The sequence below is a fragment of the Myroides odoratus genome (assembly GCF_001549985.1).
Classification (GTDB): Bacteria; Bacteroidota; Bacteroidia; order Flavobacteriales; family Flavobacteriaceae; genus Flavobacterium; species Flavobacterium odoratum_A.
In genome coordinates this window covers 234,292-251,474 of record NZ_LROZ01000005.1, presented here as the reverse complement: position 1 = coordinate 251,474, position 17,183 = coordinate 234,292, and the positions used below count along the sequence as shown (strand labels likewise).

Genomic DNA, 17,183 nt, shown 5'->3' with positions numbered 1-17,183 from the left:
AGCTATGACGCTTTTGGACGACTTGTTGAACTCGAAGGGCCGCAAGATAGCACCTACCAATACAACGCGAATAATCAACTGGTCAATCAAACCGTAGCAGGCGATAAGAACTGTCAACTGTATTACCGCGCAGGAGAACTAGTGAATCAGGTGCTGGTGGAAGAGGATAAAAAAGTGCGTTGGATTAAAAGTGGCGCTACCTGCTTAGCGGTTAATGATGATCAACATGTTACTTTAACGGCAAGTGGGCAGCATGAGAGCTTGTTGTGGTCGGTGAAAGACGGCGATTCTCAAGGGGAACTACATGAGTTTGGACCGTATGGACAAGGAGAAGCAGAGGAATACCTACCTGCTTTTACTGGAGAGCGAAAAGATCCCATCAGTGGGCATTACCATTTGGGCGATGGGTATCGCGCGTATAGCCCAATCCTGATGCGATTTACCTGTCCCGATAGTCTAAGCCCATTTGGAGCGGGTGGAATCAATGCTTATGCGTATTGTGCTGGGGATCCGATTAACTTGATTGATCCTTCAGGGCACAGTGCGACAGGCACAGCAGGATTGTTCTCCGGAGGGTTAGTCACTCAGGGATTAGGCCGATTAGGTGCTGGTGGAGGAATTATCTTGGGTCTTATTGGAATTTTTAGTGCTGTTGCAACCTTTGGCGCTTCTGCAGCAGCAATGGGAGTCACGATGGCGAGTATCTCCTTGACCCTTAGTTTAGCAGCAGAAGCAACGGGTATTGCGAGTATTGCTGTTGGAAGTAAAGATCCGGAACTAGCAGCTAATTTAGGTTGGGCTTCGCTGGGATTGGGTATTGCGGGTATGGCGAGTGGTATGCCTACATCCCAAAAACAACCTAGTATGAAAATGTCATCAGGATATATGGCTGCCAATCAGGAATATAGTTTAGGAACCAATAGGTCTTATACTAACGGCCTTTGGAATGTTGAATATACAATCATGTCACCTTATGATGATCATCAATCAAATGTGTTGTATATTAATGCTCATGGAAGAACTTTAATGGATGTTGGAGGTGTAGACAATACATTTGAGACTTCTAAAACACTTCATTATTATACGCCTGAAGGGCAGAATTTAGTAGGGAATTTTCAAGATTGGATTATGAATAGGGCTGATGTTTCACATGGTGCGGTTGTTACACCAGGTAGTAAAGTACGCAATATGGTTTTAGGATCACCTTATATTGGAGTTTATAAAGATCACTTGGTTCCTATTTCGCCAGAGCACGCTATGTTGTATAGAACGAATTATAATCTTTCTGCAAAAGATAGTATACTATACACAATGGAAAGTATAGATAGGCGAATGGAAAAATTTGGACATATGCCATTTCATGTATTAATGATGTCAGGCGATGCTCCTATAGATCTTAGGGCACTTTTAGAATCCTTACCTAATAATTATACAGAAATACACATATTTGCTTGTCGAAGCTATTAAAGATGGATTTGAATAGGGTAAAATATTAATAAATCTAGCTAGTTTACTAGTTTCATAACGTAGTAAGACTTCTTCGTTTCAGGATTATAATATTCTAGTAGTAAATATTTAAATAAGTAGAACAACTAAACGAGCTAAATTATTAGAAGGAATAAAAAAGCACATTGATGTTTTCAATGTGCTTTTTTGGATCTACTAACCTTAACTCATTCTATTTTCATAGCTATAAAAGCGCAGTTAGCAGTAGATTTTTTAATAGTAGAAACGGATAGATAAACTTAAGCAGACTCAACCACTTTGAATTGGGATTCATATAAGTTTCTATAGTATCCGTTATCATAAGTCAATAACTCTTGATGTGTTCCTTTTTCCACAATTTTCCCTTTATCCATAACGATAATCACATCTGCATTGACAATGGTTGCTAAACGATGGGCAATGATAATCGAGGTTTGATTGTGCGTTAAGTAGTCCGTCGCTTTTTGAAGGAGTTCTTCTGAATGTGAATCAATCGAAGAGGTTGCTTCATCGAGAATTAAAATACTTGGTCTACTTACATAAGCGCGTAAAAAGGCAATCAACTGGCGTTGTCCCGAAGACAACATCACTCCGCGCTCTTTTACGTCATAATCATATCCTCCTGGTAAGTTTTCAATGAATTCATGAATGCCTATTTTCTTTGCTGATTCAATGACAAATTCTCTTGTGATATCAGGATTGTGCAGGGTGATATTATTCAAAATACTATCGCTAAACAAGAAGACATCTTGTAAAACAATGGCAATTTGTTTGCGTAAGGACGCCAATTCAAAATCGTGAATATCAATATGGTCAATCTTAATGGTTCCAGCATTGATATCATAAAAGCGATTTAATAAATTGATAATCGTCGATTTTCCTGCTCCAGAAGACCCTACAATTGCAACGGTTTGCCCTGCCTTTATTTCTAAATCAATTCCTTTTAACACTTCTACCCCAGGAATATAACTAAAATGAACGTGGTGTAAAGAAATATCTCCTTTGAAAGCTGGCGCTTGAATGGTACCTGTATTTTCAATGGTTTCATCCATTTCCAATACTTCAAATACGCGTTCCGCTGCAATAATTCCCATTTGCATAACGTTAAACTTATCCGCAATTTGACGCAACGGGTTAAACAACATACTGATTAACATGGTGTAGGCGAATAAATCACCAAAAGTAGTCAGATTATCGCCTTGTACAATAGACATTCCTCCATACCAAATCACCATTCCTAAGGTTAAGGATGAAACGATATCCGCAATAGGGAAGAAGATGGAGTTGTATAAAATATTTTTTAACCAAGCTTGGTTGTGCTTCTCATTGATTTCTTTGAATTTTTCATATTCAATTTCTTCACGGGTGAATAGCTGGACAATCTTCATTCCTGAAATGCGCTCTTGTACAAAGGTGTTAAGATTGGCAATTTGCGTACGAACTTCTTGGAAGGCATCTTTCATTTTAATTTGAAAAATACGCGTAGCATAAAGTAGAATTGGCATGGCCAATAAAACAATGCAGCTCAATTTCCAGTTCATGTAGAACATAATCCCCAAAACCACAACCATTTTCAACAAGTCACTGACAATCATAAATAATCCTTGACTAAAAATACTGGCAATAGATTCGATATCTGAAACAGAACGCGTGACTAATTTACCTACCGGTTCATTGTCAAAATAACGCATGCGGAAAGAAATGATTTTCTTAAATAATTGTTCGCGTATGTCTTTGACAATATCTTGCCCTAACCAACTTGCCCAATAGGTAAATAGAAATTGAAACATGACCTCACCAAAGAGTACAATAGCCATTAAACCTACATAGAGCAATAATCCATTTTGATCTTGTGGTTGTACATAACTGTTCACCGTTTCTTTGACCATATACGGACGTGCCGCAGCAAAGATTGATAGCGCAATGGCAAAGAATATCACCCAACGAAATCTACTTTGATAAGGTTTGGCGTACGCTAAGGTTTTACGCAAGGATATAGAATTTAATTTTTTCATAAATAAGGGTAACCTACATTTGTTAAAAATAAGCCTTTTCCGGGAACTGAAAAACCAGCTTTTCCTCGGTCTTTGCTTTCAATGATGGTTCTGAAATCTTCGAGGGTGATTTTGTGTAACCCTACATTGATTAAAGTACCAACAATAGCACGTACCATATTGCGCAAAAAGCGATTGGCACTTATCGTGAATATCAGTTGATTGTCATTTGTTTGCGTCCATACTGCTTTGTAAATGGTGCAGTTGAACGTAAAAACGTCTGTATGCGTTTTAGAAAAACATTCAAAATCTTCATATTCAAATAGTATTTGTGCCGCTTGATTCATCAACGCAATATCTAAAGGACGATGATGATAATAGCTCAACGGATGGACAAAAGCATCTTTGAATAGGTGCATGTGATATTCATAGGTTCGATGTGTTGCATCAAATCTCGCATGGGCTTCTACATCTACGCTGTGAAATTGATAGACAACAATATCGGAAGGTAAAAACGAATTCATTTTTTGAATTAAAGCAGCGAAATCAAAAGGTAGATCATAATCAAAATGGGCGAACATTTGTTTTGCATGTACACCAGCATCCGTTCTACCTGCACCAACTAGTTCAATCGGTTGACGCAGTAAAGTTGAAATAGCTTCAGTTAATGTTTGCTGTACAGTAGGCGCGTTGGGTTGTAATTGCCATCCATGATACGCTGTGCCGTTATACGCAAATTCGATAAAATATCTCAAAATAAATTTAGTTTGTAAGGATACAAATATACTTTAAAAATGCGAAAAAAAGGAAATGGGAAAATTGAAACGTAGTGGAGATTTATTGAAGACTAAAACAAATGTAAAATCTGTGCGATAAAAGGGACAGAAGAAAAAGATGAGACGACTGACCCGTCCTAAAACAACTGTATAGTAGATAACAGGATTATAAACGAGAGCTGTACAGCTATATCAGGACGAGACAGACATTGTAGGTGATGAGTCCGTAGTGAGTCCATACTGCGTCCATAGTGTGTCCGTTAAAAAGGTGTTTTTAATAGACGTACTATGGAGGTAAACTAGACCAATTATTTAGACTTCTCAAAGGAGAACGGAAGGATAAATTACCACAAACGAAATCGAAAAGTAATGAAATAGTCCTATTTTTACTTTTTGAAAATGATTAAGACGATGAAAAAAATAAAAAAGATACTAGTAGCTCTGCTATGTAGTGCGATATTTACAGGGGCACAAGCACAAGATTTTAATCAATATTTCGAAAATAAGACCTTGCGTTTGGATTATATTTTTGGAGGAAATGCTAAAGAACAGTTTATCGTATTAGACGAATTGGTTCGCTACCCTGAATGGGCTGGAAGAACGCACCATTTGAGTGAAAATGCACTTAGAGGAAATGGACAAGTGCGTTTGTATGATGAAGCAACCAATCAATTGATTTATACCACAAGCTTTAGTACCCTCTTTCAGGAGTGGCTATCCACAGAAGAAGCGGAAAGAACAACGAAGAGTTTTGAAAATGTCTTTCTCGTTCCTTTTCCCAAGCAGAAAACCAAAGTTGAAGTAGTTTTATTTGATGTAAATGGAAAAGAGAAGAGCACATTAACGCATTGGATTCAACCTGAAGATATCTTGATTCACGATAAGGGAATTGTAGGTGTAACCCCTCATGAATATGTACATCAAGCCAAAGACAATAGCAAGGCGATTAATGTTGTTTTTGTTGCAGAAGGGTATACAGCAACTGAAATGAGTCAATTTATAGAAGCAGCTAAAGTTGCTGTAAATGAAATATTGAAACATCAACCTTTTGGTCAATTTGGTGATTACTTTAATTTCATTGCTGTAAAAAGTCCATCGAAAGATTCAGGAGTAAGTGTACCAAGAAAAGGAGCGTGGAAACAAACAGCCGTAGCTTCTAATTTTGATACCTTTTATTCCGAGCGTTATTTAACAACAAATCGCCTGAAACAGCTACACGATTTACTTGCGGGAATTCCGTATGAACATATTATTATCCTCGCCAATACGGATGTATATGGTGGAGGTGGAATCTACAATTCCTATACGTTGACTACAACAGGACATAAGGATTTTAAGCCAGTCATTGTCCATGAATTTGGACATAGTTTTGCAGGTTTGGCCGATGAGTATTTTTATGAGCAAGATGTATTGAGTGATTTCATTTCCAATCAAACAGAACCCTGGGAGCAAAATATCACAACGTTAAAGGATTTTGATTCCAAATGGAAAAGTCAATTAAAAAAAGGAACACCCGTGCCAACACCTTTGAATCAAGCGAAGAAATACCCCATAGGCGTTTATGAAGGACTGCCGGGAAATGGCATTTACAAAGGAGAATTAGAGTGTCGTATGCGCACGAATCAGCATGATAAATTTTGTGCGGTGTGTCAACATGCAATAGCAAATCTAATCCACTTTTATATTGATTAATTGTTGTAAAACAAACGAAGATTTAACCCAGTGAAAAAAATATTATTACTATCAGATACCCATAGTTGTATGGATGAGTCTATCTTGAAATATGTCAAACAAGCCGATGAAGTTTGGCATGCTGGTGATATTGGTAACCTTCAAGTGACAGATGAAATTAAGAAGTATAAACCCTTGCGCGCGGTATATGGCAATATAGATGATGCTGAAGCGCGGTTGGAATTTCCAGAAGAACAAGTATTTGTTTGTGAAGGAATGAAGGTGTATATGATTCATATAGGCGGATATCCTGGTAAATATCGAACGCAAGTAAAAAATCAATTATTGCGTGAAAAACCAGGACTCTATATCTGTGGGCATTCCCATATTTTAAAAATACAATATGATCCACAGTATAGTGTGTTACATTTAAATCCTGGTGCAGCAGGAATTAGTGGTTTTCATCAAGTTCGAACGATGTTGCGCTTTGTATTAGACCAAGGCAATATTAAAGATATGGAGCTCATTGAGTGGCCTAAAAACAAAAAAACCGAACAATTCTAAATTGTTCGGTTTTTTTTACGCACTAATAAACTAAGATGTTAGGTTTATCGTAAGCGATCCACAGATTTTACAAGATCTTCATCCTTCTTGATGGCTTTGTTTGCTAATACAAGCAACACGATAGAGACAATAGGGAGGAACATCCCAATACCTTTCTCAGAAACGATTTCTGACGCTTCTCCAGATACAGTTAGTGTTCGATAAACAAATAATCCTAATAGTATAACGTTTAATATCATAGTCAGTCTGTTGCAAACAAACTGTCGTTGTCTATTTTTGTAGTTCATGATACTTACGAGGGTCAATGCCGTACACACACCAAAAAGGATAGTGTAACTAGGAATAAACATGAAGTAAATTTCCTCTTGTTGAGCATTGTACCATAATGGAAAAACAAAGGGTAATACGCCAAGCACAATAAGGGCTAAAATCATATATACGGTTTGAATTCGCTGTAGCATGATGATTGGATTTCTGTAACTCACACAAAAGTAAGGTTTCTTTTTTATAAAAACCTATTAAATATTAAAAATAATTCGTATTATTGCAACAGTATTGTCGTAAGTACTTCATAATACGACACTTCTACTAACAAAAATTCCATTCTTATTTTTTAAGACACAACTCATTTATTTATAATCTATAAACATTTATATGTTTGACATTTCCCAATTAGAAAAAATGAAGGTTTCTGACCTTCAGGAGATCGCGAAGAAGGCTAAACTTACTAAGGTGTCGACTTTAAAAAAAGGAGAGTTAATTGAGCGAATTATAGCGCTTCAGACTCCGACAGAAGCTAAAGCACCAAAGCCTGTTGCGAAAAAAGAAAAAGCGGTTGAAGCTGAAACGATTCAAGCTGTGCCAGCAGAAGCTACTGCAGTAGAAAAACCTAAACGCCCAAGGCTAGCTAAACAAGCGACAGACGTGGATGCAACACCGATGGAAGGGAAACAACAGAAGGTAAAGGAAACAACAAATCAATCGAATAAACCTTCAAGAGAAGAACATACAGCGGATACGGAAGCTACTAAAGCTGATCAACCTGCTCAACCTCGTGATAATCGAAAAGAGTTTACCGCAAAGAAGAAAAATGACAATACAAAGCGCGATTTTCAAAAGCGCGACTTTAAAAATAATAGAAAGCAACAAGGAGAAGAACAACGTCAAGGAGTTGCTCAGGATACTACAAAAAGCGAAACTGAACCCTCAGTTGTAAGCGACCAGCCTATTGTTGAACAAGAAACGAAGAGACACCACCACAATCAACAAGGCAATAAAAATCAACAGCGAAACCAAAACCAATCCAACAACAATAACGCACAACAAAAAAATAATTTCAGAGAACCTGATTATGAGTTCGATGGTATTATTGAAAGTGAAGGGGTGTTGGAAATGATGCCTGACGGTTATGGTTTCTTGCGTTCTGCGGATTACAATTATTTATCCTCACCAGATGATATTTACTTATCTCAATCGCAAATTCGCCTTTTTGGATTGAAAACAGGAGATACAGTAAAAGGAGTGGTGCGCCCTCCAAAAGAAGGTGAAAAATTCTTCCCTTTGGTACGCGTATTGAAAATCAATGGTCATGATCCACAAAGTGTGAGAGATCGCGTGTCTTTTGAACATTTAACGCCGATTTTCCCAACGGAAAAATTTAAATTAGATGGACATAGAAGTACAACGTCAACGCGTATTATGGATATGTTTGCACCAATTGGTAAAGGGCAACGTGGAATGATCGTAGCTCAACCCAAAACGGGTAAAACCATGTTGTTGAAAGATGTTGCTAATGCTATTGCAGCGAATCATCCTGAAGTTTATTTGATCGTTTTATTAATTGATGAACGTCCAGAGGAGGTTACAGATATGCAACGCAGTGTGAGAGCAGAAGTAATTGCCTCTACTTTTGACGAACCAGCAGAGCGTCACGTAAAAGTGGCTAATATCGTTTTAGAAAAAGCGAAACGTTTGGTTGAATGTGGACATGATGTGGTTATCTTATTGGATTCCATTACGCGTTTAGCTCGTGCTTATAATACGGTACAACCTGCTTCAGGAAAAGTATTGAGTGGTGGGGTGGATGCAAATGCATTACAAAAACCAAAACGATTCTTCGGGGCTGCTCGTAATATCGAAAATGGAGGGTCGTTGAGTATTATTGCTACGGCATTAGTGGATACAGGATCTAAAATGGATGAAGTTATTTTCGAAGAGTTTAAAGGAACGGGTAATATGGAACTTCAACTGGATCGTAAATTGGCGAATAAACGCATTTACCCGGCGATTGATATCACCTCTTCGAGTACACGTCGCGATGATGAGTTGTTAGATAGAGATGCTTTACAACGTACCTGGACGGTTCGTAAAGTAATGGATGATATGAATTCTATCGAGGCGATGACTTCTATTATTGATTCAATTAAAAATACAAAAAATAACGACGAGTTCTTTGCAGAAATTCAAGGATAATTAGTGATTTTGAATATAAGCAAAAAGAGATAGTCTTCTATGAGGCTATCTCTTTTTTTATTTTTTTCAAGTAGTAACTAGATAGTTTATTATTTTTGCGCCATTAATGACGTTGAATTGAATATCCAAAATGATCAAGTTTGTATTCCTATTGTTAGTTTTAGTATTGGATTACCTTAGTTATCGCTACGGGAAGTCCCAACTAGCTATGCGGCGTAAAACCATCAAGGTCAAAAGAAGATCCCTTCAAAAAACGTGGTCAGAAAAACGAGCACAATTGGAAGAAAAGACCAAACAATTGGAGCGAGAAATCAAGGAAGAAGAGGATGATTTTGACGATTTGATTGACAAAGATACCTTTAACTTCTTATTGGCTGGAGCAATTGCAACGCTGTTGTTTTTAATTGTAGGATTGTTTACAGGAAATCCTCTGTATTTTTACCTGATTATCTTTTTGATCACGACATTAGTTTATGTGTACTATACTAAAATACAATAAGCAAGTACACTGTATTAGAGTTACGGTTTATTGTGTTTACATCAGGATGTTTACCTATAGGATAGGTAATGGAATCGCTAGCTTGTTTTGAATTTTTAAGTAGTGCGATACGATAAAATCAACTTCACTTTGAAAATATTTTTTGGAATAAATAATAAAAACTCCACCTTTTGAGATGGAGTTTTTTGTAGAAAGTCTTTTAAACGATTCACGTTAATCGGTTGAGATCTATTTTAAAATAGAACAAATTATTCTTTTTGAAAATTTTCAACTCAGCCTTTCCATATTTTGATTTTTTATGAATCTTATGGAACTCGTTTTAAATAAACAATAACATCTGTAGTATTCGTTTGTATACCTACTTCATAGTTACGTCCATTGTGAGAAAAACGGTAGGTATCTTGATATTGACTACTGCGTTCTATTGTGATACATATTTCACGTGAATCTTTGTGGTACACTAATCGTTCTCCAAAAAAGGAGTCTATGTATCCAACTTGCATCCAGGGAGTTGGTAAACCATTTTGAAGTAAGTTATGAGGGAAATTCATTTTTACAGTAGAATGAGCAATAGGTGATTTTTTTCTGTTACATCGAACTGAATAAAGAATAATTTCCCCATTTTTCCAATGATGTCTCTTTCAACATTTCTCACTGTACTTCCTGTATAATTGAAATTGAATGCGTTGGTGTTTGGATACCCTGGTACTTGAAAAGGAACTGCATTGTATGAAGTATATGTTTTTTGCTGATTAGGGTTTAGAGTAATAGCTTCTGCGGGAATGAAGTTTCCAAATTTTTTCCCGTTAGTAATAAGGTTAGGTGAATAATAAATGCTAGATGGATCAAATATCTTTAAATTATTTGAATTGTTTGAATTGTTTGGTGAATTGGGCCATAAAATGTCTGTAATATTTGGATCGAAATCAAAAGCTCCATAGCCAAAATAGGGAGTAAATGTAAAGTTTAAATCGGTTGCGTTTATTAATTTGTAATTAATATAACCATTGGGTAGGACTCCCATATCCATATAGCCTGCAGCATCCGCATAATAGGGAGAATTGTATCCAATGCCTGGATCAATTGTTTTTGTTTCTACTGCTGTGGATTGAATTTCTTTGTCTTCTTGAGAACAAGAAAATAGAACTAATGCTAGTCCAAATACTAAAATTTTTTCATAATACTATGTTTTTAAATAGGTTATGCTAAAATTACTTTTTTAAAATTGTTTGGGAATTATTAGTTTAGAATTTAATAAAAAGTATAGTTAAGCTGTATGTTTAGTTAATTTAATTTATAATAATTTTTATTAATATTTTTTTAAGTTAAGTTTGATTAACCAATTAAAATTTAATTTTATGAAAAAAATGTTAGTATTAGTAGTGTCCTTGATGCTATTTAGCTGTAGTAGTGATTCGATTTCAGAATCAAAAGAAAGTATTGATCAGTCTAGTGTAAACACTATTTTAAATGAAGAAGTTGAAAAAGCTCGAGCAAATTTTGAAGAACACTATCGTATGTATATGTTTGACAAAGAAGGTATGACGGAAGACTTATTTGTACAAATGTTATATCAATATGCTTACGACTATTTAAAGTCCTTAGATATAACTATTCCTGTAGATAAAGCAGAGGCTGTAGCGCTTGCTTTTGCAAATTTTTATGATGTGAAATCAGTGTCTTCGCCTGGGAAAATGGGAATAGCTCGATCTATTGAAATTATCAATAATACAAAGTATGATTTGCAGATTCCAGCCTTAATTACTGTGATGACGCATAATAGTACGATGTTTGATTATTTACATATTGCTAATCCTATAAAAATTGCTCCTTATCGTTCATTTGCGTTACAGCAGATTAATAATAGGTTTGATTTTCCATTTTGTTCTCCAACACATACTGTAGCATGGCATAATTTTCATCATCCTCTTCCTCATGTATTAGATATTGCTTGTAGCGATGTTTCAAGTCTTTCTAATGTTGCTGCAATATCTAACTTTATGTACATGCCTTTGTTTAAAACTGATTTCTTTTATGAGAATACAGAAAATCCTACTGGATTGGGTGGGGGATATGATCCTGTAGCGCGTAATGCGGATCGTCATACTATTAATATAGGTGAAATTACTCGTGTACCTGTGGGAGTAATGTCATATTATGGAGAACAAATGTTAGTATCAGAAGTTGCTTTAATTCTTGGTGGTTCTGATGTTCATGTGATTGAAATAAGTATTGAATAAAATAAAGTAAGAAAAAGTTCATCACACGATGAACTTTTTTTATGTCTAGATTAAAGTAGAGGGCGAATACTTTTGAGTAAATGGGCTAGAAACTTTTATATGTATTGATTATACGATGTACTTTGATTTATAAGAAAAAAACTTTTACGCTAAGCCTCTCTCAATTAATCAATTAATAAATAGCTTAAAAAAAACATCTATTTTTTCCTTGATCTAGTTTGGTTTTACAGAATATCGTCTTATATTTGCACTCGCAATAAGCAACAAGGCCACGTGGCGCAACTGAATAGCGCATCTGATTACGGCTCAGAAGGTTGCAGGTTTGAATCCTGCCGTGGTCACAAAATTAAGGCGATGTGGCGCAACTGAATAGCGCATCTGATTACGGCTCAGAAGGTTACAGGTTTGAATCCTGTCATCGTCACAAAAAGGAAAAGGTTACACATTTGTGTAACCTTTTTTTGTGGTATTTAGCCAAATTATATAGAATATTTTGTATAAACTCTGTATTTAACAAAAGTAAGTAGTATATTTGTCGTGCAATAGTCGTGCAAGATTTACCACTCTTTGACTGTTGTAAAAATATTTTGTCAAATTCAAACCCTATTAAAATGGCTACAGTTAAATTTCTTCTTAGAGGGAATTCTAACCCCTCGACTTTGTATCTAAGATTTTTACATACAAAACAAATTGATGTTTTTCATCGAATACAAATTTCGATTAATCCTGATCACTGGGATTCAAAAAAAGAACAAATCAAAAACGTTCTTGCTGTAAAGAATAGAAATGAAATCAATCTAAAATTAGGTGAGCTTAAAGTTTTTATCCTAACAGAATTCAATTCATCTTATATCCAAGGTGAAACAATTGACAAGTTTTGGATCTCTAATAAGGTGAATGAATTTTTTAATAGGCCAACTTCAGAGAGTAATTTTAAAATAAAGAAAGAGGAAATATACCTAACTTCTTTTGCGACTTGGTGGCTTGAAAATAAAGCACAAACACATAAAGTAGCTGCTAATAAGTATATGAATGAAAAGTCAATCAGTCATAATAGTAGATTACGCGATCTTTTAATAGATTTTGAAGGCAAAGACCCGATAAAGCTTATTGATGTTGATAATAAGTTCCTAGACAGCTTCAGTAGTTATTTATCAAATGAACGCGGGTTTTCTGAAACAACTGTACATAGACATGTTTCTCGTGCAAAGTTCTTTTGTGAACGTGCCGAGAAGTTAAATCTAAAAGTAAATAAAGGATATCGTGAAATAGTTTACATACAGAAAGCAGAAGTTCAGTATAAAGCCCCATATTTGAATGTAGAAGAAATTAATAGAATATATAAACTGAAGATTGCAGATAAGAAAAGAGATGCAATACGCGATAATTTCATTATTGGATTATGGACCGGCATGCGAGTATCAGATTTTTTGAATAGACTAAAAACAGAAGATATCCAAGGAGACTTTATCAGCATCAAAACTTTTAAGACAAATCACAGCGTAACTATACCATTACACCCTCAAGTAAAGGAGATATTAAAAAAATGGAAAGGACTACCGCCTAAAACGTTTGAACAAGAATTTAACCGAGAAATAAAAGCAATTTGTAAATTAGCTAAAATTTCCACTATGATAATTGGCGGAAAAATAAAAACTAAAGTTGATGGTAGTACAGGAGAAGATACTGTAAGAAAGGAAGTAGGAGAATATCCTAAGCACAAATTAGTATCTTCACACATTTGCCGACGTTCTTTTGCTACAAATCATATCGGAAAATTGCCAAACAAAGTAATTATGGATGTTTGTGGGTGGAAATCAGAAAAGCAAATGTTAGAATACAATAAACAAACGAATTTGGAATCTGCGAAAATGTTAGCAGAATTCTGGGAACAGCAACAAACTATATAATATGGAGAAAAAAATAATCGAAAGCCCAGCTGAACGACTTAAAATGTTAGCACAAGAATTCGGAATCGCTACAATGCACTTAGGAGAGAAATTAGGATATAATAACAACTCAGTGGTTGATTCTATTGTTTATGGAAGAACCGCTTCCATAACGCCTGCATTTGCCAAAAAAGCAATAGAAAAATGCCCAGAGATAAACTATTTGTTTTTGACAAAAGGGGAGTTGCCCGTATTTACTGTTGATCATACAATTAAACAGTTGCAACAAAACTTAATCGGCACAGACGTAGATATCTTAGGTAATCAGCAAATTATCGCAAAACTAGATGTCATCGCTAAAACTCAAATCCGAATACTCAAGGAACTAGAAGAACTTAGGAAAAATAAATAAGCCACTCAATCGAGTGGCTTTTGCTTTTATTCTCTTTTGTAGTTTTGAACAATGTTTTTATGTCTATCTATAATGACGTCATAATTTTCATTGGACTTGTGCAAGATTATTGATGTAAAGATGCGTGTATCATCTAACTCAATTATGTTATCAATTTTTTCGTAATCTGGAACTACCCATGTTTTATACCATTTTTCAAAAAGCACAAATCTACATATACCTTTATTATCCTCATCATCACAAGTATAAACTAAAGTGTAATTAATATTGTTTTGGAAAAAGGCAGTTACGACAGCCCTAATTGTTTCAGAGATATCCTTATCATTTGATTTAATATTTTGATCTTCCTCTCTCTTAGCTAAAACAAAATGATATATATTATCTATAGGATTATCAGCATTACCAATATTTAGATTTTCATCTTTAGTAAAGGATAATTCATACGTTAAATTTGTTGCAGTAGTAAAAGAATATAATCTTCTATGTTCATCCCATTCAAAAGGGTAGGGCATCTCTTTATATTAAAATGGTTTAACTAATTTTACTCCTCTTTGTTCTAATTGATCTTTAGTTATTTTACCATTACTATAAGACTTCATCAAAGATTTTCTTTCTGACATATCTTTGATCATTTTAATTATTTCGGCTTTTTTCATAATATACTCTTTTTAAATAGGTTACTTAAAAAGTGATTGCAAATGTAAAAAACAATTTACACTTCGCAAAATATTGTTTAATGTTTAAACACATATAAATATACTAAACGTATATGTAAGTAACAAATAAGTATAGAGATATTTAACGATAAAACGGTTTGATAAAAAATAAGCCACTCAATCGAGTGGCTTTTGCTTTTAGTAGCTCTTGTTTATTTCCTCGTCTATTTTTACATGAGGATAATATCCTTTACTAAATTTAGTTCCATTACTTTTTAAAAACTCATATACCTTCTTCTTTTTATCTGAAAGTTGATCTATAGAGGTCAACTCGCTTGCTTTAATATATGAAAATAGATCCCACATGAATGTTTCCATTATCATATCCAACTCTTCTTGGCTAATTTCGTGTTTCATAAGTTATATTTTTATTTAATACTCAATCTTACAAGGCGTTCTTCCTATTTCCTTTGCCTCTTTTAAACTGACTTTATAAATACTAGTCGAACATCTGTTTAATCCTTTACAACTACTTGATTTATGGTATTTCTTACTTGATTTACCTTTGCAAATGTAAACTTGCTGCTGACTTGAAAAAGAAAATAAAAAAATCGACAACAAACCAACTATAAACGCTTTTTTAGTCATTATTTAATTATATTCTTTTTCACAAGTTTCTTGTAGATTACTAAACATATAATAGATATAATAAAGAAAGGAATTGATACTCTCCAGTTAAAATCGAAATTATCTCCTAGAAAAAACGACTCACTCTTTAATTGTTGTAAATACAATTCTTTTTTCCACTCAGCCCTTGCATACATTAGTTCCTTTGTTAATTCTTTATTAGGTATCTTAAACCAAAAACCTAAAAAAAATGATACTATTGCCATACACAAAACAAAAAGCGTTTCTTTTTTCTTCATACATTTAAAACTAATTTTTAATTTATCTTTTACAATAGAACTATTTTTTTTTATTACAAGTGAATTTACAACTTCTTTTCTATCATTTTTATTAGTGGTTTTTATCAAAAATACTACTTTCATAACAAGAACACATATGAATAATAATATTGTAATTATTATTAGGAATATGTTTGTTTGATATTGTAAATAAAAAGGAGAATTTAATTTCAATACTTTCTCCATTAAAAAATTAACTGGATTATATCCTGCTTTTATAACATCAATATCATGCTTTAGTAATATTAATTTGTATGATTCTGAATCATGTTCACTTATTGTAGAAACTTCTCCATATAAATTTAATAGGAGCTTTTCTTTATCCGCCTTATTTAATGTGCTAATATATAATCTAAGTTGACTATCAGATTTACGCTTAATTTTCTTTTCTATATAAATTTTTTTTGCAAGATCTATTTTAATATCATCAGGTAAATTTTCACCAAAAGAACTTATAACTCCAGGATTGTCATTTTCAAATTCTTCACGTATCTTTTGATATTCATAACCAATACTTTTTGGATGGTTATCAGATAATATTATTACAATACCTTGAAAAAATAAAATGATTAAAAAAAATAAATAAAATCTCTTAGTAGATATTTGTTTCATAAGGCATTTTTTGTGTTAACAAAAACCAAATATACACAAATAAAAAATGCGATCTAAACAGACCGCATTAATTTTGAATTATTTAAAAATTCCTTTTAATTACATTAAATATTTGCTTTACACTATTTATCGGATAGTCAAATGGATTATGTTTTTTATTTCTTGAACTTAATGTTAACATGCCTTTCTCTATATTATAATCTGTAATATCTTTATGCCAAATACCTGATTCGGTAATTAAAATTAAACCATATTTAGTTTTTCTAAAACCATCTTTCCAAAGGTGATTTCCGATTTCTCTTCCTAATATTTCAGCTCCACTTGGAGTGTCGTCAATTAACCCCCCATTCATTGATTCTCCTTGACTTTGAAATCCTAAATAACTACCTCTGCCAATATGATCAACTGTAAAAGTTATTTTATCCCAATCATCTAAAGTCTTAACATCGTCAAAGTAACATTCTAGATAACTAGCATGTGCGTCAAAGGGTACTTTAGGTACTTCAATTTTAATAAGACCAGATGGATAGATAAAAAACTTATTCCCATTACTATTTGTTAATACTTCTACATCATTATCTTCTAATACATCCTCACTTTCAATTACACTCAATAGATTACTTCTTTCATTGATTGGGTTTTTAAGCATTGGTAAATCCTCTCCATTTAACCAACTGATATTAAAAAAAGTAAATTGATTGCAAAATTTATTTATTAAATTATCAGTAAGGTATTTAGGATCTCCTTTTAAAGCTCTAGATAAGCTGGATTCGCTAATTATACCTAAATCAGACAAATCTTTATTGTTCTTAATATAACTTTTGAACTTTAAATAATTAATAGACTCAATAAATCTCTCCTTCTTTACTTCAAATAAATCCATTATAAGTAATTGGTTTTTAGTATTATATATAAAAAATATCAATTTAATTGATATTTTGTTTTTAT

The 17,183-nt window shown here is 33.8% G+C and carries 18 protein-coding genes and 2 tRNA genes; 10 read left to right on the top strand and 10 right to left on the bottom strand.

Features of this window, described 5'->3' with window-relative positions:
- Positions 1 to 1,467 (top strand): RHS repeat-associated core domain-containing protein (locus AWV75_RS08085; protein ID WP_197429568.1); only part of this gene is annotated, 1,467 nt, incomplete at its 5' end.
- Positions 1,468 to 1,745: 278 nt separating this feature from the next.
- On the opposite strand, the gene AWV75_RS08080 is transcribed toward AWV75_RS08085, so the two are convergent.
- Both AWV75_RS08080 and truA read right to left on the bottom strand, forming a co-directional pair.
- A complete protein-coding gene (locus AWV75_RS08080) occupies positions 1,746 to 3,500 on the bottom strand; it encodes an ABC transporter ATP-binding protein (protein WP_060873898.1) in 1,755 nt (584 codons plus the stop codon).
- A complete protein-coding gene (gene truA, locus AWV75_RS08075; RefSeq protein ID WP_060873897.1) occupies positions 3,497 to 4,234 on the bottom strand; it encodes a tRNA pseudouridine(38-40) synthase TruA in 738 nt (245 codons plus the stop codon). The genes AWV75_RS08080 and truA overlap by 4 nt, the downstream gene beginning before the upstream one ends.
- A gap of 432 nt (positions 4,235 to 4,666) precedes the next feature.
- On the opposite strand from truA, the gene AWV75_RS08070 reads away from it, so the two are divergent.
- Positions 4,667 to 5,947: a M64 family metallopeptidase gene (locus AWV75_RS08070; protein WP_060873896.1), complete on the top strand. Its 1,281-nt coding sequence runs from the start codon at positions 4,667 to 4,669 to the stop codon at positions 5,945 to 5,947.
- Between the two features lie 30 nt (positions 5,948 to 5,977).
- Entirely contained in the window at positions 5,978 to 6,490 is a 513-nt protein-coding gene (locus AWV75_RS08065) for a metallophosphoesterase family protein (protein ID WP_060873895.1), read from the top strand.
- A 44-nt stretch (positions 6,491 to 6,534) separates the two neighbouring features.
- Here AWV75_RS08065 and AWV75_RS08060 read toward each other — a convergent pair whose 3' ends face one another.
- Positions 6,535 to 6,951, bottom strand: coding sequence for a DUF4293 domain-containing protein (locus tag AWV75_RS08060; protein ID WP_060873894.1), 417 nt, complete (start codon positions 6,949 to 6,951; stop codon positions 6,535 to 6,537).
- A gap of 193 nt (positions 6,952 to 7,144) precedes the next feature.
- Here AWV75_RS08060 and rho point away from each other — a divergent pair, with 193 nt between their 5' ends.
- Positions 7,145 to 8,962, top strand: a complete 1,818-nt coding sequence (gene rho / locus AWV75_RS08055; RefSeq protein ID WP_060873893.1) for a transcription termination factor Rho — start codon at positions 7,145 to 7,147, stop codon at positions 8,960 to 8,962.
- Positions 8,963 to 9,092: 130 nt separating this feature from the next.
- Positions 9,093 to 9,461 carry a hypothetical protein gene (locus AWV75_RS08050; RefSeq protein WP_060873892.1) on the top strand — a complete coding sequence of 123 codons (369 nt, stop codon included), beginning with the start codon at positions 9,093 to 9,095 and terminating at the stop codon, positions 9,459 to 9,461.
- 305 nt (positions 9,462 to 9,766) lie between these two features.
- Here the strand turns inward: AWV75_RS08050 and AWV75_RS08045 are convergent, their stop codons facing one another.
- Both AWV75_RS08045 and AWV75_RS08040 read right to left on the bottom strand, forming a co-directional pair.
- Positions 9,767 to 10,012, bottom strand: coding sequence for a hypothetical protein (locus AWV75_RS08045; protein WP_060873891.1), 246 nt, complete (start codon positions 10,010 to 10,012; stop codon positions 9,767 to 9,769).
- Between the two features lie 2 nt (positions 10,013 to 10,014).
- On the bottom strand, positions 10,015 to 10,491 hold the full coding sequence (locus tag AWV75_RS08040; RefSeq protein ID WP_060873890.1) for a hypothetical protein: 477 nt from the start codon (positions 10,489 to 10,491) through the stop codon (positions 10,015 to 10,017).
- 361 nt (positions 10,492 to 10,852) lie between these two features.
- On the opposite strand from AWV75_RS08040, the gene AWV75_RS08035 reads away from it, so the two are divergent.
- The 5 genes from AWV75_RS08035 to AWV75_RS08015 all read left to right on the top strand — a co-directional run bounded on the left by AWV75_RS08035 (position 10,853) and on the right by AWV75_RS08015 (position 14,002).
- Complete coding sequence (locus AWV75_RS08035) at positions 10,853 to 11,701, top strand: hypothetical protein (protein WP_156424183.1); 849 nt, start codon at positions 10,853 to 10,855, stop codon at positions 11,699 to 11,701.
- A gap of 267 nt (positions 11,702 to 11,968) precedes the next feature.
- Positions 11,969 to 12,042, top strand: a tRNA-Arg gene (locus AWV75_RS08030).
- 9 nt (positions 12,043 to 12,051) lie between these two features.
- Positions 12,052 to 12,125, top strand: a tRNA-Arg gene (locus tag AWV75_RS08025).
- Between the two features lie 187 nt (positions 12,126 to 12,312).
- On the top strand, positions 12,313 to 13,611 hold the full coding sequence (locus tag AWV75_RS08020; RefSeq protein ID WP_060873888.1) for a tyrosine-type recombinase/integrase: 1,299 nt from the start codon (positions 12,313 to 12,315) through the stop codon (positions 13,609 to 13,611).
- Between the two features lies 1 nt (position 13,612).
- Entirely contained in the window at positions 13,613 to 14,002 is a 390-nt protein-coding gene (locus AWV75_RS08015) for a hypothetical protein (protein ID WP_060873887.1), read from the top strand.
- Between the two features lie 26 nt (positions 14,003 to 14,028).
- On the opposite strand, the gene AWV75_RS08010 is transcribed toward AWV75_RS08015, so the two are convergent.
- From AWV75_RS08010 to AWV75_RS07995, 5 genes are all read right to left on the bottom strand, one after another.
- Entirely contained in the window at positions 14,029 to 14,514 is a 486-nt protein-coding gene (locus AWV75_RS08010; RefSeq protein ID WP_060873886.1) for a DUF6169 family protein, read from the bottom strand.
- A gap of 9 nt (positions 14,515 to 14,523) precedes the next feature.
- Positions 14,524 to 14,658, bottom strand: a complete 135-nt coding sequence (locus tag AWV75_RS19235) for a hypothetical protein (protein ID WP_258554069.1) — start codon at positions 14,656 to 14,658, stop codon at positions 14,524 to 14,526.
- Between the two features lie 198 nt (positions 14,659 to 14,856).
- A complete protein-coding gene (locus AWV75_RS08005) occupies positions 14,857 to 15,075 on the bottom strand; it encodes a hypothetical protein (protein WP_060873885.1) in 219 nt (72 codons plus the stop codon).
- A gap of 230 nt (positions 15,076 to 15,305) precedes the next feature.
- Positions 15,306 to 16,235, bottom strand: coding sequence for a hypothetical protein (locus AWV75_RS08000; RefSeq protein ID WP_060873884.1), 930 nt, complete (start codon positions 16,233 to 16,235; stop codon positions 15,306 to 15,308).
- A gap of 82 nt (positions 16,236 to 16,317) precedes the next feature.
- Complete coding sequence (locus AWV75_RS07995; RefSeq protein ID WP_060873883.1) at positions 16,318 to 17,118, bottom strand: hypothetical protein; 801 nt, start codon at positions 17,116 to 17,118, stop codon at positions 16,318 to 16,320.
- Positions 17,119 to 17,183 lie beyond the last annotated feature (65 nt).

Coding starts and splice junctions, on each gene's coding strand:
- AWV75_RS08005 (WP_060873885.1), bottom strand. CDS start 15,075: ATGAAACACGAAATTAGCCAAGAAGAGTTGGATATGATAATGGAAACA.
- AWV75_RS08015 (WP_060873887.1), top strand. CDS start 13,613: ATGGAGAAAAAAATAATCGAAAGCCCAGCTGAACGACTTAAAATGTTA.
- AWV75_RS08050 (WP_060873892.1), top strand. CDS start 9,093: ATGATCAAGTTTGTATTCCTATTGTTAGTTTTAGTATTGGATTACCTT.
- AWV75_RS08000 (WP_060873884.1), bottom strand. CDS start 16,235: ATGAAACAAATATCTACTAAGAGATTTTATTTATTTTTTTTAATCATT.
- AWV75_RS08045 (WP_060873891.1), bottom strand. CDS start 10,012: ATGAATTTCCCTCATAACTTACTTCAAAATGGTTTACCAACTCCCTGG.
- AWV75_RS08080 (WP_060873898.1), bottom strand. CDS start 3,500: ATGAAAAAATTAAATTCTATATCCTTGCGTAAAACCTTAGCGTACGCC.
- AWV75_RS08035 (WP_156424183.1), top strand. CDS start 10,853: ATGCTATTTAGCTGTAGTAGTGATTCGATTTCAGAATCAAAAGAAAGT.
- AWV75_RS08070 (WP_060873896.1), top strand. CDS start 4,667: ATGAAAAAAATAAAAAAGATACTAGTAGCTCTGCTATGTAGTGCGATA.
- AWV75_RS08060 (WP_060873894.1), bottom strand. CDS start 6,951: ATGCTACAGCGAATTCAAACCGTATATATGATTTTAGCCCTTATTGTG.
- AWV75_RS08010 (WP_060873886.1), bottom strand. CDS start 14,514: ATGCCCTACCCTTTTGAATGGGATGAACATAGAAGATTATATTCTTTT.
- AWV75_RS07995 (WP_060873883.1), bottom strand. CDS start 17,118: ATGGATTTATTTGAAGTAAAGAAGGAGAGATTTATTGAGTCTATTAAT.
- AWV75_RS08020 (WP_060873888.1), top strand. CDS start 12,313: ATGGCTACAGTTAAATTTCTTCTTAGAGGGAATTCTAACCCCTCGACT.
- rho (WP_060873893.1), top strand. CDS start 7,145: ATGTTTGACATTTCCCAATTAGAAAAAATGAAGGTTTCTGACCTTCAG.
- AWV75_RS08040 (WP_060873890.1), bottom strand. CDS start 10,491: ATGGATATGGGAGTCCTACCCAATGGTTATATTAATTACAAATTAATA.
- AWV75_RS19235 (WP_258554069.1), bottom strand. CDS start 14,658: ATGAAAAAAGCCGAAATAATTAAAATGATCAAAGATATGTCAGAAAGA.